This is a genomic window from Saccharopolyspora montiporae (assembly GCF_015209505.1).
Classification (GTDB): domain Bacteria; phylum Actinomycetota; class Actinomycetes; order Mycobacteriales; family Pseudonocardiaceae; genus Saccharopolyspora; species Saccharopolyspora montiporae.
Map to the genome: position 1 here is coordinate 218,911 of NZ_JADEYC010000007.1, position 15,721 is coordinate 234,631.

General features: G+C 71.4%; 13 protein-coding genes and 1 pseudogene. 9 read left to right on the forward strand and 5 right to left on the reverse strand.

Features of this window, described 5'->3' with window-relative positions; genetic code table 11:
* The first annotated feature begins 45 nt into the window (after positions 1-45).
* Both IQ251_RS04710 and IQ251_RS20205 read left to right on the forward strand, forming a co-directional pair.
* Positions 46-678: a TetR/AcrR family transcriptional regulator gene (locus IQ251_RS04710; protein ID WP_193927185.1), complete on the forward strand. Its 633-nt coding sequence runs from the start codon at positions 46-48 to the stop codon at positions 676-678.
* A gap of 739 nt (positions 679-1,417) precedes the next feature.
* Positions 1,418-2,944 carry a diguanylate cyclase domain-containing protein gene (locus IQ251_RS20205; protein WP_193927186.1) on the forward strand — a complete coding sequence of 509 codons (1,527 nt, stop codon included), beginning with the start codon at positions 1,418-1,420 and terminating at the stop codon, positions 2,942-2,944.
* A 16-nt stretch (positions 2,945-2,960) separates the two neighbouring features.
* On the opposite strand, the pseudogene IQ251_RS04720 reads toward IQ251_RS20205, so the two are convergent.
* Positions 2,961-3,349: pseudogene (locus tag IQ251_RS04720) on the reverse strand (VOC family protein).
* Between the two features lie 224 nt (positions 3,350-3,573).
* On the opposite strand from IQ251_RS04720, the gene IQ251_RS04725 reads away from it, so the two are divergent.
* Positions 3,574-4,956, forward strand: coding sequence for an NAD-dependent succinate-semialdehyde dehydrogenase (locus IQ251_RS04725; protein ID WP_193927187.1), 1,383 nt, complete (start codon positions 3,574-3,576; stop codon positions 4,954-4,956).
* Between the two features lie 457 nt (positions 4,957-5,413).
* Positions 5,414-6,994 carry a phospholipase D family protein gene (locus IQ251_RS20080; protein ID WP_193927188.1) on the forward strand — a complete coding sequence of 527 codons (1,581 nt, stop codon included), beginning with the start codon at positions 5,414-5,416 and terminating at the stop codon, positions 6,992-6,994.
* A gap of 81 nt (positions 6,995-7,075) precedes the next feature.
* Here the strand turns inward: IQ251_RS20080 and IQ251_RS04735 are convergent, their stop codons facing one another.
* The gene (locus IQ251_RS04735) at positions 7,076-7,954 is read right to left on the reverse strand and encodes a helix-turn-helix domain-containing protein (protein ID WP_193927189.1); all 879 of its coding nucleotides are present in this window, start codon (positions 7,952-7,954) and stop codon (positions 7,076-7,078) included.
* Positions 7,955-8,008: 54 nt separating this feature from the next.
* On the reverse strand, positions 8,009-8,911 hold the full coding sequence (locus IQ251_RS04740; RefSeq protein ID WP_228046102.1) for an alpha/beta hydrolase: 903 nt from the start codon (positions 8,909-8,911) through the stop codon (positions 8,009-8,011).
* Positions 8,912-9,150: 239 nt separating this feature from the next.
* Here IQ251_RS04740 and IQ251_RS04745 point away from each other — a divergent pair, with 239 nt between their 5' ends.
* The 3 genes from IQ251_RS04745 (at position 9,151) to IQ251_RS04755 (ending at position 12,824) form a co-directional block, all read left to right on the forward strand.
* On the forward strand, positions 9,151-9,306 hold the full coding sequence (locus IQ251_RS04745; protein ID WP_228046103.1) for a hypothetical protein: 156 nt from the start codon (positions 9,151-9,153) through the stop codon (positions 9,304-9,306).
* Positions 9,307-9,956: 650 nt separating this feature from the next.
* A complete protein-coding gene (locus IQ251_RS04750; protein WP_193927190.1) occupies positions 9,957-11,351 on the forward strand; it encodes an 8-oxoguanine deaminase in 1,395 nt (464 codons plus the stop codon).
* Positions 11,352-11,393: 42 nt separating this feature from the next.
* Complete coding sequence (locus IQ251_RS04755; RefSeq protein WP_193927191.1) at positions 11,394-12,824, forward strand: NCS2 family permease; 1,431 nt, start codon at positions 11,394-11,396, stop codon at positions 12,822-12,824.
* A gap of 13 nt (positions 12,825-12,837) precedes the next feature.
* Here the strand turns inward: IQ251_RS04755 and IQ251_RS04760 are convergent, their stop codons facing one another.
* Together IQ251_RS04760 and IQ251_RS20210 are read right to left on the reverse strand one after the other, a co-directional pair.
* Complete coding sequence (locus tag IQ251_RS04760) at positions 12,838-13,146, reverse strand: WD40 repeat domain-containing protein (RefSeq protein ID WP_193927192.1); 309 nt, start codon at positions 13,144-13,146, stop codon at positions 12,838-12,840.
* Complete coding sequence (locus IQ251_RS20210; RefSeq protein ID WP_370591216.1) at positions 13,091-13,429, reverse strand: trypco2 family protein; 339 nt, start codon at positions 13,427-13,429, stop codon at positions 13,091-13,093. The genes IQ251_RS04760 and IQ251_RS20210 overlap by 56 nt, the downstream gene beginning before the upstream one ends.
* A 72-nt stretch (positions 13,430-13,501) precedes the next feature.
* On the opposite strand from IQ251_RS20210, the gene IQ251_RS04765 reads away from it, so the two are divergent.
* Both IQ251_RS04765 and IQ251_RS04770 read left to right on the forward strand, forming a co-directional pair.
* Positions 13,502-14,311: an SAM-dependent methyltransferase gene (locus IQ251_RS04765; RefSeq protein ID WP_370591208.1), complete on the forward strand. Its 810-nt coding sequence runs from the start codon at positions 13,502-13,504 to the stop codon at positions 14,309-14,311.
* 178 nt (positions 14,312-14,489) lie between these two features.
* Positions 14,490-15,617: an alpha/beta hydrolase family protein gene (locus IQ251_RS04770; RefSeq protein ID WP_193927193.1), complete on the forward strand. Its 1,128-nt coding sequence runs from the start codon at positions 14,490-14,492 to the stop codon at positions 15,615-15,617.
* The last annotated feature ends 104 nt before the right edge of the window (positions 15,618-15,721 follow it).

A 15,721-nucleotide genomic window follows, 5' to 3' on the forward strand; every position in this document is an offset into this window, starting at 1 on the left:
CCCCCGGGACGCACTCGCGTTTTTCGCCACCACCAGGAGCCGCGCATGCCCGCACGCGAATCCGGCGAGCCCGATGCCGGTGCCAAACGGCGCCGGATGCCGAAGCAGCAGCGCAGCCGGGAACTCGTCGGCCGGATCCTGTCCACGGCCGGCGAGCTGTTCGCCGAGCGCGGCTACGCGGAGACCACCACCAACGCCGTCGCCGACCGCGCCGGAGTGTCGGTCGGGTCGCTGTACCAGTTCTTCGCCGACAAGGACGAGATCCTCACCGCGCTACAGGAGGAGTGGACGACCCGGCTGGGCGCGGCGCTCGACGAGCGGCTGCGCGCCGACCTCGGCGCCGAGCCGGCCGAGACGATCGAGAACGTGCTCGACATCCACGCGGCGTTCAACCGCGACCCACCGGGTCTGCTGGGTTTCCTGCTCACCTCGCCGACGCCGGCGCCGTCCGAACCGCGGGTCATCGATGCGATCCGCGGCAGGTTGGTGGAGAAGCTGGAGATCCTCGCTCCGCAGATGCCCGACCAGCGGCGGTTCACCGCGGCCTCGATGATCGTGCACATCAGCAACGGCCTCTACACCGTCGGGCTCACCGCGGGCGCCACGGACGCCGCCGTGCGCGCCGAGGTCCGCCAGGCCCTGCTGCACTACGTCCAGTCACTGCTCGCCGAGGAGTGAGCGCGGCCCGCCGCGGACGAGCACCGCACAGCGGTCGTGGCCTGGTGTGCCGGGCACGGAATGCGCGAATGAGCCGTGGCCACAGCAGATCCCGGTAGCACGACGGGGAAATCGGCTGTGCTCACCGACCGGCGCGGATCCCGGACGCGACGACACCGGGACCGCACCACGCAGGCGCGATCCCGGTCCGGCAGCCCGGCGTCGTCGGACGTCGTGTCGGCGGCGAGGTGGGGCGCCGGCCGACTGCCGCGGGCTTTCCGTAGGACGAATCGTGCGGCGCACCGATCGACGGTGCCGAAGGGACGGTTCGGCCGGGCTTGTCGACGTCCGGCGAAAGCCGGCCCCGGCCGCACGTTCAGCGTGCACTGGCGATGTCGCCGGACGTTCGACGCGGTCCGGCACACGTGACGTTCGGTTCCTGTCGTCGTGGGAGCCGACGGGTGCGCACGCCCGCGGGACCCACTCGATCCGGGGATGCGGACGCACAGCGCGCGAGCGGCGGTCCGCACCACCTCCGACCGGGGAACGTTCAGGCGAATACGCCGTTGCACCACCGGTTTCCGATCTCCCGCCGGGATCGGGAGCTGGTGCCACGGGGGGTACCGCGCTTGTAGGCTAGCGGCATGGGCACCGCCAGCGATGAGGTGACCAACCGCTCGGCGGGTGGCGCAGGACCGGCCTCAGGTGCGGCCGACCGGCCCGGTCGGCCGCGTGTTCGACCGGGGACCACCGGCCGGAGGTGGCGCGGAGCGCCCGGTTGGGGGCCGCGGGCGTGCCGGTGACCGCGTGGGTGCGCCGCGCGCTCGTCTCGATGCCGCCCCGGTGGTTGCCGCCCCGGGCGCAGGTGGTGTTCGCGGTGCTGGCGGTGCTGACCGCGGCCAACGCTGCACTGCTGCTCACCGGGTGGTTGAGCCCGCCCCTGTCGTGGCTGCTGGCCGATCTGCCCGGTCTGGTCAACGCGCTGGCAGCCGCGGGGGTCTTCACCGCCACGAGTCTCGCCCGCCGCGGTGCCGAGCGGCGGTGGCGGGCGTGCATGGCGTTCGGGCTGGCCGGATGGGCCGCCGGGCAGGCGCTGTGGGTCTGGAGCCGTGGCATCACTGCCAGACCCATGACGTTCCCGGACTTGGAAAACCTGCTGTATTGGATGCTGCCGATCGGCGTCTTCGCTGCACTGCTGGTCATCGGGCGCGCCGACCGCGCGGGGACGCGCAGCTACGACCGGATCACGCCGATCCGGGTCCTGGTCCTGGACGGTCTGATCATCGTCATCGCGCTGTTCCAGTTGACCTGGCACGTCATCACCGACAACGCGCCCTACCGGGCCGGTTGGGAGATGACGCTGCTGACGATCAGCTACGCCGCGGGCGATCTCGTCCTCATCGTGCTCACCCTGCTCATGGCCGTCGCCCTGCACACCATGTGGCGCCCGCGGCTGGCATGGCTGATGGCCGGACTGGCCGCCATCGGGTTCTCCGATGTGCTCTACGCCGACGTCATCGCCTCGCAGCAGCTGGGCACGCACGTCACCGATTTCGGTTACATGATCGGACCGCTGCTCCTGCTGCCCGCCGCGCTCGCCCCGCCCAAGCCCGGGCCCCGCATGCGCGGGGCACCGCTGGTCGTCCTCGTCCTGCCCTACGTCCCGCTGGCCGGCGGGTGCGCGCTATTGGTGCTCGACGCCACCGCCGGCCGGGTGCACGCCGTGGAGATCTACCTGCTGGTCGCCGCGGTCACCCTGGTCGTGATCCGCCATCTGACCGCGCTGCAGCAGCTCTACCGCGCGCACCGCTGGCTGTCGCACCGCGCCCTGCACGATCCGCTGACCGGCGCGGCGAACCGCACCCTGCTGGCCGAACTGCTCGAAGCGGCGGCCAACGAGGGACCGGTCGCCCAGCCGGGTCTGATCTACGTGGACCTCAACGAGTTCAAGACCGTCAACGACAGGCTCGGGCATCAAGCCGGGGATGCGCTGCTGCGGGCGGTCACCGATCGGCTGCGGCAGTGCGTGCGCGGCAACGACACCGTCGCCCGGGTCGGCGGTGACGAGTTCGTGCTGTTGCTGGATCCGGCACCCGCCCGGCCGGACGAGCTGCTGGCGCAGGTCTCCGCAGCGGTCGAGATCCCCACTGCCGTGCCCGGTGCGCCGGATCCGGTCGTGGTGACCGCCAGCCTCGGCTACCACCCCATCGCACCGGGGCAGCCGTACCGCGAGGCGCTGGCCGATGCCGATCGCGCCATGTACGCCGACAAGCACCGCGGGCTCTGAACCGCCGCACCAGGGATCAGCCGGAGCTGTGCGCGATCTGGATCAGGTTGCCGCAGGTGTCGTCGAGCACGGCGGTGGTCACCGGGCCCATGCCCACCGGCTCCTGGGTGAAGCAAACTCCGAGCGCACGCAGCCGTTCGTGCTCCGCGCCGACATCGTCGACGGTGAACGAGGTGAACGGGATGCCGTCGGCGGCGAGCGCTTCCTTGAACGGCTTGGCGGCCGGGTGCGCGTCCGGTTCGAGCACGAGTTCGGTGCCGGCGAGATCCTCCGGGGACACCCCGGTGCTCCACCGGTGCCCGCCCAGCGGAACATCGTGCTTGGTCCGGAAGCCGAGGACCCGGTGTAGAAGCGCAGCGCCCGGTCCTGGTCGTCCACGAGCACGCTGGTCAGGTCGATCCGCATGGAGCTGTCCTCCCCCGATGCCACCGCTGCACCGCTGATGGCGCCCACACCACGGGTGAGGCAAGCGGCGATTCGCCCGGCAAACCGGCGGCATCGCGGCCGAATCCGCCGCGGCGGAGGCGCTTTCCGCGGTGACGACATCTCCGCGCCAGCCCCCGGTCGCGGTTCGCCGCGGCACGATCCGGCACGTCCTCGTTCGAGGGGCCGGGGCGTACGGTGACGGCATGGCTACTTATAGGACCGCGAACCCCACGACGGGCAAGATCGAGCAGGAGTTCCCCGGGCTGGATGACGCGGCCGTCGACGGCGTGCTGAGCCGTTCGCACGGTGCCTTCGCGAGCTGGCGCGCGGTACCGGCGCAGGAACGCGCGCAGATCCTGAAGCGGGCCGCCGACGCCTACGATGCCCGGCAGGACGAGCTCGCCAGGCTGATCTCGACGGAGATGGGCAAGCCGCACAAGGAAGCGGCGGGCGAAGTCCAGCTCGCCGGGGCGATCTACCGCTGGTACGGCGAGCACGGCCCGGACCTGCTGCAACCGGAGGTCCTGGATCCGCAGGGTTCCGACGAGTCGCTCGTGCAGACCGAACCCATCGGCTCGCTCGTCGGAGTCATGCCGTGGAACTACCCCTACTACCAGGTGGCGCGCTTCGTGGCGCCGAACCTCATGGTGGGCAACACCATCATCCTCAAGCACGCGCCGATCTGCGCGGCCTCGGCGGAAGTCATGGCCGAAATCCTGCACGAGGCCGGCGTTCCCGCGGACGCCTACATCAACGTGTTCGCCAGCAACGAGCAGATCGCCACCATGATCGGCGACCCGCGGGTGCAGGGCATCTCGCTGACCGGCAGTGAACGGGCGGGCGCGTCGGTGGCCACCACCGCGGGCCAGCACTTGAAGAAGGCGGTGCTGGAGCTCGGCGGTTCGGACCCGTTCATCGTGCTCGATGACGGAGATATCGCCAAGACCGCGAAAACCGCTGCGCGGGCGCGCCTTTCCAACGCAGGCCAGGCCTGCAACTCGCCGAAGCGGATGATCGTGCCCAACGGCAAGTTCGACGAGTTCTTGTCGACCGTCATCCAGACCTTCGACAACGCCCGTGTCGGCGACCCGAAGGATCCGGACACCCAGGTCGGACCGCTGTCGTCGATCCCCGCGCGGGACGGGGTGCTGGAACAGATCAACCGCGCCGTCGAACAGGGCGCCACGCTGCACACCGGCGGAACCGTGCCGGACGAGGACGGCGCTTTCCTGCGCCCGGCCGTGCTCACCGGGGTCACCGAGGAGATGGACGCCTACTCCGAGGAGATCTTCGGGCCGGTGGCCGTGGTCTACGGGGTCGACACCACGGACGAGGCCGTCGAACTGGCCAACGACGTGAGCTTCGGGCTCAGCGGCTCGGTGTGGGGAAGCGACATCGACCGCGCGCAGCACATCGCCGACCGGCTCGACGTCGGTATGGCCTACGTCAACGAGCACGGCACCACGCTGCCCGGACTCCCGTTCGGCGGGGTGAAGCGCTCCGGGTTCGGCCGCGAGCTCGGCCGCTGGGGCATGGGCGAGTTCATCAACACCCGCCTGCGCCGCACCTCCAGCACCAAGAAGTAGCCGGACTCCGCACCGGCGGGTAGGTCCGAGGATCGCCCCGCCGGTGCGGTGGAAACCGTTCGCCGACACCGCGATCCACCCGCTATGACACGACTTCACTGGGCAGCGCGGTCGTTCGGGCGGTGGCATCCCGCGATCCGACCGGCACGGTTCGCGAAGTCCTCGAAACCCGCCGCAGTCCGGGTTTGCACGTCCGTCGAGCCGGGTAGGTCAGGAGGGCAGCTGATCGCGTCGTGAGGAGAACATGGTCACCCACGTCTTCGTGAGCCACCGCGGGATTCCCACCCACCCGGCCGGGCAGGCACCCCCGGCACCGGCCGCTGACCGGACGGGTTCCGCACGCGCCAGGACCGGGCACCGGTCGGCAGGAGCACCCGCTCGGCCGGTCCGAGCCGGGCGGTGAGTGACGGTCGTGCTGGGGATTCCGCCCGGCAGGCAGCCGGACGATGGCTCATCCATGCCGCCCCCGGAGAGCGAACCGGCGCACTGGTTTTCGGCACCCGATGGACGCGATAACCCCGCTACCGATCTCGACCAGCGACATCCGGCCGGCATCTCGTGGTCGACGGGCAATAGCGCGCATCCGCTCATCGACGGGACCGAACTCTTCGACAGCCTGGTAGCCGAGCTGGACGCCGTCCGATCCGGAGATCGCATCTTCTTCTCCGCGTGGGTCGGCGTCCAGGACAAGGACCTCGACGAAGCGGGACACACGCTGGGTGGACTGCTGTTCCGCGCCTTGGGGATCGGCGCCTCGGTGCACGCGCTGTTCTGGTGGCCGTTCCTGACCTTGCACCGGGGCCACGTTCCGCCGAACAGGCGGTTCGTCACCGCGCTGCGGCGCAGGGGCGGTGCGGCGCTGCTCGATCAGCGGGTGCGACCGATCGGGTGTCACCACCAGAAGTTCCTGGTGATCCGCCGTCCGGAACGGCCGAGCAACGACATCGCCTTCGTCGGTGGTATCGATCCGTGCCCGAGCCGCCGCGACGACGACCGGCATCGCGGCGATCCCGATGCGCAGGACTCGATGGACGACCGCTACGGGGTGCGGCCGGCCTGGCACGACGCCCACCTGCAGGTGCGCGGTCCGGCGGTGGACGATGTCGAGCACTGCTTCCGCGAACGGTGGGCCGACGCGACGGCGCCGGGCCGTGGGCCGATCCTGCGGGCGCGCCGCTCGCTGACCTCGCGGCGGGCTGATCAGCTGCCCGCCCGGCTACCACCGCCGCCCCGGTGCGGACCGCACGCGGTGCAGCTGTTGCGCACGTACCCGGCCAAGCGGCCGCCCTTCCCGTTCGCACCGCACGGCGAGCGCAGCGTCGCCCGCGGGTACCTGAAGGCCCTACGCAACGCCCGTCGACTCGTGTACGTGGAGGACCAGTTCCTGTGGTCGCCCGTCGTGGCCGAGGCGTTCGCGGCGGCACTGCGCCGTGAACCGGAGCTGCGCCTGGTCGCCGTCGTGCCCCGTTTGCCCGAGCAGGGCAGCTTCCTGGAAACCACCACCTACAACGCCGCCCACCGGGAGGCGATGGACCTCCTGCGTGCCGCGGGCGAGGATCGGGTCGACATCTACGACCTGGAGAACACGGCCGGACTGCCGATCTACCTGCACTCCAAGCTGTGCGTCGTCGACGACCACTGGGCACTCGTCGGCTCGGCCAACCTGAACCGCCGCTCGTGGTCGTACGATTCCGAACTCGCCGCCGCGGTCGTCGACGACGGCTCCGACGCGGGAAGTCCCGCCTTTGCCCGGGCCCTCCGGCTGCGCCTGTGGCGGGAACACCTGGGCCGGGAACCCGGCAACACCGCGGACCTCGCCGACGTCACCGAGGGCGCCCACGTCCTGCGCCGTGCCGCCGCCGACCTCGACCGCTGGCACGAACACGGCCGGGTGTCGCCTCGCCCGTCCGGACATCTCCGCGCGCACACCCGTCCCGCGGTATCGCCGCTGACCCAGGCGTGGGCAGGACCCGTCCGCCGAACCGTGATCGACCCGGACGGACGGCCGGCCCCGCTGCGCCGAGCGGGCCGGTGGTGACGACTGCCCCGAAAGTCCCGCGTCCGTCCTCGTCGGATTGGGGCGAGCCGACACCGACCGCGCCCCGTCCCGGGACGGTGCTCAGGACCGCGGTTCGTCAGCGGTGTCGGGCTGACCCTGCTCGGCCGCCCAGGACGCCAGGATGCGCAGCCGGTCATGCGCCGGGGTGCCCGGTTCGGCGGACCAGGTGATCAGCTGCTGGTCCGGGTCGGTAGCGCTGGTCAGCGTGTCCCAGTCGAGGGTGAGGTCGCCGACGACCGGGTGGTGCAGCGTCTTGGTGCCGATCCGCTGGTTGGCCACGTGGTGCGCGGCCCACCACTGCCGGAAGTCGGCATCGCGCACGGACAGCTCGCCGACGAGTTCGGCCAGCTGCGGATCGTCGGGACACCGCGCCGCTTCCCGGCGCAGCAGCGCCACGCAGGTGTGCGCGACGGTCTCCCAGTCCGCGTAGAGCCGACGCATCGCGGGGTCGGTGAACAGCAGGCGCACGTAGTTGCGGTTCCGCGCCGGGATCTGCCCGAAGTCGGTCACCAGGGCCGCGGCCAGCGGGTTCCACGCCAGGACGTCCATCCGACGCCCCAGCACGAAGGCCGGGGTGAACCGCAGGTCGTCGAGCAGGCGCTGCAGCGGCACGCGCACGGTCTGCCGGGTGCGCCGCCGCGGCCGCACGGCCTCCTTGCCCGCCAGCTCGGAGAGGTAGTCGCGCTGGTCGTCGTCGAGGTGCAGCACGCGGGCCAGCGCACCGAGCACGGAGGCCGAGGCCGCGATGCGGCCCTGCTCCAGGCGCGTGTAGTAGTCGGTGCTGATCGCGGCGAGCTGGGCGACCTCTTCGCGGCGCAGGCCGGGCACCCGGCGGACCGCCCCGGTGTCCGGCAGGCCCACCTGGTGCGGGCCCAGCTCGGCGCGGCGGGCCTTGAGGAACTCACCGAGCTCGCTGCGCGGGGACTTGCTGCTGCTCATCCCCCACAACTCCCCTCTCCACCGAGGCGCGGACGCCTTACCGCGACCATTCTCTCACCGGGCGGCCAGGTGCCTGCCGAAGAACTCCGCCAGCTTGCCGACCGCCTCGGCGACGGGTTCGTCCCGGTCGTACAGGTCGACGTGCCCGGCGCCGTCGACGAGGTGCAGCTCGGCGGTCTCCCCGGCGTTGGCCACGGCGCGGCGGCTGTGCGCCAGGGTGGCGGCCTCGCTGCCCGCGATCATCAACAGCGGCCGCGGTGCGATCTTGTGCGCCTCGGCGTAGGAGTCGTACTGGTCCAGGGCGTCGGCGCTGCGCGCGACCCACCGGTTCGTCGAGCGCGGGTGGTAGCCGCGCGGCGTCTTGTAGTACTCGTGGAAGTCCCGCACCAGCGCGGGCGTCGCGTCATCGACCTCGTCGGGCACGGCGCTGACCAGCGTGGCCGGTTTGCCCGCCGCTTCGTCGCTGCGCAGCTGCCCGGCCCGGGCCACCAGCGCGCGCCAGCCCTGCGGGTCGGCGTCGCGGAAGAACCCGGGCACGTCGGCTCCGCTGACCCCGGCCACGGCTTTCATCCGGTGGTCGGTCTGCGCGGCGAACGGCACGTACCCGCCGGATCCGCAGATGCCGAGCACCCCGATCCGTTCCGGATCGACCTCATCGCGGGTGGTCAGGTACGACACCGCGGCCCGGAAGTCCTCGGCGCGCTGGAACGGATCCTCCAGCCCGTGCGGTTCGCCTTCGCTCTCCCCCTGGTAGGCGGCGTCGAACGTCAGCGCGATGAAGCCCAGTTCGGCCAGCCGCTGGGCGTACTGCGCGGCGGACTGCTCCTTGACCGCTGTCGTCTGGTGGCCGATCACCACGGCCGGACCGGGCTCCCCGGCTGCGCGTTCCGGGATGTAGATCCGGCCGGCCAGCGCCAAGCCGCTGCTCGGGAAGCGCACATCGGTCTGCATGTTCATCTCCGCGGGTGTGCTGCGTCGTCGTTCAGGGCGGGCTTCGACCCCGCCCCACGAACCCACTCTGCGAGCCGAGCACCCCGACGAGAAGGGACGAACACATCCTGGGAGGAAACGGTCCTCCCCAGCGGAGGTCCGCAACGCCCCACGACGGACGGGTTCGGGGGACGCAGCTACCTCGATGCCCGATACCGCTGCGCGGATCGCCGGGAGTACCGGTGGCTGTGACGTAACCTCGCGCCGTGGACGTGCATGACGACTTCATCGCGGATTTCAGTTCTCGACACGGCATCACACTGGACTGGGTATACGAGGCAAAGATGATGTACGGCCTGGTCGAACGGATCGCCTCCGGCACGTTCACGCGCGGGTCCGTGGTCGTCGCCGTGCTGAGCTGAACCCACCTGCGCCACCTCGGTCCCCGTCTTCGATCGGGCACGCAGCTCGGCTGATAGCTGCCGTTGTTCCTGCCGCACACTGCGGATCGCGGTTGGCCTGCGGTTGTGTTGTCGTGCGAGACCGCACGTCGTCCCGGGTCCGGCGGTTGTTTCCTCCGATTCCCCGCTCGACCCCTCCCCCGGTCTCGCGCGACCGGACCGAGCAGTTGCCCGTAGGGCGATGGCCCCACTGGAGCCTTCCCTTGGCGAATCCACCGCTCACCACGTTCCAGAAGGGCAACGATGCCGTCATCCACCAGGTCCGAAACGCCGCATATCGCCGCTATCAGGCGCGGCGCTCGACGCGGCCGGATTTCCCGTCCGGCGCAGCGGCGTTCCGCAGTGCGCAGGCAACGAGTGTGTCCGGGCACCGCGCTACGGGTGGTTGTCGGAACCTACAACCGGGCCCCGCTCGGGCCGGGCGGTTTTCGGGTTTTCCGCCGCTAGCCGCGGTGCGCACCGCGGGGGTCTACTGACGGCCACCTGTCCGGCCGGTCCGGACCACGCCGCGGGAACCCGCTGCCGACGTGGTGACGGTCCGCCCCGGACAGCACGACACCGCTCCCCGGGATCGCGCCGGTGCGAGCGAGCGTTGCGAGCCGGGAGGGGCCTTGACCACTGAACAAGCCGAGCCCGCGGGTCCGCGGGCCGTCATCGAGGGCGGGGCCGTGGCCACCGTCGACGACAGCGGGACCGAGTTCACCGAGGGCCACGTCGTCCTCGACGGGACGACCATCGTGGCGGTGGGGCCGGGGTCGGCGCCGCGGCAGTCCGGCCCGGTGGTGCGGATCGACGCCACCGGGTGCCTGCTCACCCCGGGCCTGGTCAACACGCACCACCACCTCTACCAGTGGGCCACCCGCGGGTACGCGGCCGATGCGGACCTGTTCGGCTGGCTCACCGAGCTGTACCCGGTCTGGGCGGGGCTGGACGCGGAGATCACCGGCGCCGCCGCGTCGGCCGGTCTCGGGCAGTTGGCGCTGTCCGGCTGCACCACGGCCGCCGACCACCACTACGTGTTCCCGCGCGGCGGCGGTGATGTGTTCGGCGCCGTCGTGGCCGCGGCGGACCGCGTCGGGCCGCGGCTGCACGCGGTGCGCGGATCGATGGACCGGGGGCGCTCCCGCGGTGGCCTGCCGCCGGATTCCCTGGTCGAGGACCTCGATGCTGCGCTGGAGGGCACCCAGCGGGCCATCGACGCGTGGCACGATCCCGATCCCGGGGCGCAGGTGCGGGTGGCGGTCGGGCCGTGCTCGCCGTTCTCGGTCAGCACGGATCTGCTGCGCGAGTCCGCGGAACTGGCCCGCCGCAACGGGGTCCGGCTGCACACGCACCTGGCCGAGACCGCGGACGAGGAAACCCGGTGCCGCGCCGAATTCGGCTGCACCCCGGCGGAATTCGCCGAGCAGCTGGGTTGGTCCGGTCCGGACGTGTGGGTCGCGCACGCGGTGCACCTCGCCGACGCGGAGATCGCGCGGCTGGCCGATTCCGGGACGGGCGCGGCGCACTGCCCCAGTTCCAACGCGCGGCTCGGGGCCGGCATTGCCCCGGTGCGGCGGATGCTGGACGCCGGGATGCCCACCGGGCTCGGGGTCGACGGAGTGGCCTCGAACGAGTCCGGCGGTCTCGGGGAGGAGATGCGCCAGGCCCTGCTCGTGGCGCGGGCGCAGGGTGGCCCTGCGGCGCTGTCCGTGCGGGAGGCATTGTGGCTGGCCACCCGGGGCGGGGCGCGCTGCCTGGGTCGGGACGGCGAACTCGGTTCGCTGGAGCCCGGCAAGCTCGCCGATATCGCGGTCTGGCGCATGGACGGGCTCGCGCATGCCGAGATCCGTGATCCGGTGGCCGCGCTGGTGCTGGGGCGCCTGCCGCGGTTGGCGCGGTTGCTGCGCGGAGGCAAGACCCTCGTCGACGACGGCCGCCTGGTCACCGAATCCGAAACCGAGGAACTCACCGCCGGTCTCGTGCGCGCGAGCGAACAGCTGCGCGCCCGGGCCGCGACGCGGTGACCCGGTCCACCACGCCCCCAGCCCTGCGACTCGGGAGTCCCGATGACCACACGAGAATCACCGGCGACCGGTCGCCGCCGCGGCGCGGACGGCTTCTTCGGCATCACCGCTCGCGGTTCGACGCTGTCCCGGGAAATCCGCGGCGGCGTGACGACGTTCATCGCGATGGCCTACATCGTCATGCTCAACCCGCTGATCCTCGGCTCCGGCACCGACGTGACCGGGGCGCAGCTCCCGCCGGAGCAGGTCACCACCGCGACCGCCGCGACCGCCGGCGTGATGTCGGTGCTGATGGGCGTGGTGGGCAGGGCCCCGCTGGCGCTGGCCGCGGGCCTGGGCGTGAACGCCGTGGTGGCCTTCACCATCGCGCCGACCATGACCTGGGCGCAGGCGTTCGGGCTGGTCGTGCTCGAAGGGCTGGTGATCATCGTCCTGGCGGTCAGCGGGCTGCGGGAGAAGATCATCAACGCGATCCCGGATGCGCTCAAGGTGGCGCTGACCGTGGGAATCGGGCTCTACATCGCGCTGATCGGGCTGGTCAGCGCAGGTTTCGTCACCCGGGTTCCGGACGCGGCCGAGTCCACCGTGCCGGTGCAGTTGGGCCAGGACGGCCAGCTTGCCGGGGTGCCGATCGCCGTGTTCTGCGTGAACCTGCTGGTGATGATCGCGCTGCTGGCCCGCGGCACGCCGGGCGCGCTGCTGATCGGCATCGGCTTCGGCACGGTCGTGGCGATCGCGGCGAACGCGGCACTGCCGATCGCCCCGCAGGAATGGGGAACGGTGGTGCCGGCGCTGCCCGAGCAGCTGGTCACCTCACCGGATTTCGGCCTGTTCGGGCAGGTGGACCTGTTCGGCGGGTTCGCCGCGGCCGGTGGTGTGGCGGCGACGGTGTTCCTGTTCACCCTGGTGCTGTCCGGGTTCTTCGACGCGATGGGCACGATCACCAGCGTCGGCACGCAGGCCGGTCTGCTGCGTGGCGGCCGGATCGAGGGCATGGGCCGCATCCTGGCCGTGGATGGAGTGGCTGCGGCCGCGGGAGGGGTGACCGGTTCGTCGCCGAACACGGTCTTCCTGGAGTCGGCGGCCGGGGTCGCCGAAGGGGCGCGCACCGGGCTGGCCAGCGTGGTCACCGGGCTGCTGTTCTGCGCGACGCTGCTGTTCACCCCACTGGCCACCGTGGTCCCGGCCCAGGCCGCCGCACCGGCGCTGGTGCTGGTCGGCGGGTTGATGATGGCCCAGGTACGCCACGTCCCCTGGCAAGACCCGGATTTCACCATCCCGGCGTTTCTGACCATCGCGGTCATCCCGTTCACCTACATGATCACCAACGGGATCGGCGCGGGCATCATCGCGTTCGTCGCGATCAAGATCGCCCGCGGCAAAGTGCGCGAGATCGGGTGGTTCGTCGGCGCGCTGGCGGTCGTGTTCGCGTTGTACTTCGGCGCCTCCGGTATCGAAGCGCTCGCCGGGTAGCGGACGTCGGGGCTCACGCGCAGGGTGGGTCGAACGGCTGGTTCGGGATGTATCGGCTCCACTCCTCGGGACCGAGGTTGTTCTGCGTCGTCGCGCAGATCCGGTGCACGGCGTCGTTCAGGTTCCAGAACCGCAACTGAGCGGAGTCGGTCACGACGGTGCTCCCGTCGGCGTTCACCGCCACCGAACTCATCCCTTCGCCGTCCGGTAGCGGGTGTCCCAGGGGACGCGGGTGCTCCGGGTCGGACACATCCCACAACCGGACTTCACCCGCGCCGGTGCTGCTGGTGACGATGGTGTTCTCGTCCGCGCTCAACGCCACCGAATACAGCCCGTCGCTGTCCGGTAGCGGCGGGCCCAGCGGACGCGGATGCTCCGGATCCGAGGCATCCCACTAGCTCCACTGGACCCAGCTCGAACCGCACATCGCTGTCCGCACCGGCGTGCAGCGCGTCGGACAACTCCGCGCGCAACCGGCCGATCAACTCCGCAAGCTCAACGGCCATCAACCGCTCCTCCAGCAGCACCACCAGATCACCGCATGATCGCAGCCGGTAGTGGCCCGCAGGGGCCGAACGCGGAAAACCTTGCGGACAGGTCCGCATCGCGCCTCGGCGCTTCCGGGAGGGCGCGAGCTGTGCGAGGCTCTGCGGGCGCACCGAAACGGGAGGTGGACGGTGACCGAAACCGAGGATGTCGATGTCGCGGCGCCGAACATCGCGCGGATGTACGACTACCTGTTGGGCGGATCGGCGAACTTCGCGGTGGATCGCGCGGCCGCCGAGGAGTTCAACGCCCAGCTACCGGGCAACGCCGATTGGGCCTACGCGCACGCCCAGGCCAACCGCGCATTCCTCGGCCGCGCGGTGCGCCATCTTGCCACCGAGCACGGCATCGACCAGTTCTTGGATCTCGGGTCGGGCGTGCCGACCAAGGGCAACGTGCACGAGATCGCGCACCAGGTCGACCAGCGGGCACGGGTGGCCTACGTCGACCATGAGGCCGTCGCCGTCGCGCACGCGCGTCGCATGCTGGCCGGGCACGAGCGGGTCACGGTGACCCGGGCCGACGCCCGCGATCCGGGCGCGGTGCTGGCCGCTCCGGGCGTGGCCGGCCTGCTGGATTTTCGCCGCCCGGTCGCGGTGCTGGCCGTGGCGATCCTGGAAGTGATCGGTGATGTGGATGCCGGGGAGCTCACCGCGGCCTACCGGAACGCCTGCGTGCCCGGCAGTGCGCTGGTCGTCTCGCACATGACTCGGCTGTCCATCACCGAGGACCAGGTCGCGGCGTTCCGCGAGATGATGCGGCACACGCCGACCCCGCATACCCGGTTCACCACCCGGGCGGAGATGGATCGGATCGGCACCGGATACACGTGGCTGGAGCCGGGTGTCGTGCCGCTGGCGCACTGGCGCAACGATGGTCCGGTGTCCGAGGAGCAGGCCGCGGCGGCGAACTCGTTCGGAGCCGTCGGCGTCCTGCGCTGAACCTGCGGCGGGGCCGCGGTCGCCAGAAAAGCCGACTCCGGGTGTGGGACCACGATCAGCCCGCACTCCGCACCGGGTCCGATCCGGTGCGGGATCGGTGATGTCCCGGAGGCGGACGGGGCGCGCGGACGGCACAGTGATCGGCACGGATCACCACCGCCGAAGACGGAGTAGCCGGATGTCCCTTCGCCGCACCGGAATCGCCCTTGCAGCAGCACTGCTGGCCTTGACCGCACCGCTGGGTTCCGCGACCGCAGCACAACCCACCGATCTCGCCTTGCCGCCGCCGACCGGCTCCCATCCGGTCGGCACCGACGTCCTGCACGTGCGGGACGCATCGCGTCCGGACCCGTGGGTGCCCGATCAACCGCGCGAACTGATGGTCACCACCTGGTACCCGGCGGCGGGGCCGGGCACGAAACCGGCCCGGTACCTGAGCGCCGAGGAGTCGCGCCGGTTCGTGCAGCTGCAGGCGGACTACGGCGGAACCCCGTTCGAGCCGGCCGACGTGCTGAGCACGGTCGGCACGCACGCCCGCGACCACGCCCCTGCGCTGCGCACACCGAACGGGCATCCACTGGTGGTGCTCTCGCCGGGGCACTCCTACCCGCGGGCGCTGTTGACCGGGATGGCCGAGGACCTCGCCAGCCGCGGTTACGTCGTGGCCGCGATCGGGCACAACCACGAGTCCGCCGGCACCGAATTCCCGGACGGGCGGGTCACTCCGTGCGTGGCGTGCCACACCGACGACATGGGGGCGGTCGCGCGCGGCAGGGCCGTGGATGCGCGGTTCGTGCTCGACGAACTCACCGGACATCCGCGCTTCAGCACGCTCATCGACGAGCGCAGGATCGCCATGGTCGGCCATTCCATCGGCGGGGCGAGCGCAGCGGAGGCGATGGCCACCGATCCGCGCATCGACGCGGGCGTCAACCTCGACGGCACGTTTCCGGCACCGCTGCCGGACGAGGGACTGCACCGCCCGTTCCTCATGCTCGGCGCCGAGCACCACAACCCGGGCAGTGAACTCGAATCGAGCTGGGACGAGACGTGGCAGCGCCTGCACGGCTGGAAGCGCTGGATCACGATGCGCGGTTCCGGGCACGGTTCGGCGACCGACGTGAACATGCTGGCCAATCAGAACGGCATCCAGTACCCGGGCGAGCCGCTGCCGGGAGCGCGCAGCGCCGAGCTCGCGAACCGGTACGTGGCGGCCTTCCTCGACCGGCACCTGCGGGACCGGCCGCAACCGATCCTGGACGGACCCAACGCCGCCGATCCGGAAATGCTGTTCTGGCACCGCTGAGCGACCTGCTCCGGCTCCCGGGTCATCGCCGCGGCCCGGGTGCCGCGCACGTCTCCGGCGCGGCGATCTCTTGACTGGGCACGGACCGAGCACTAATTTCCCTC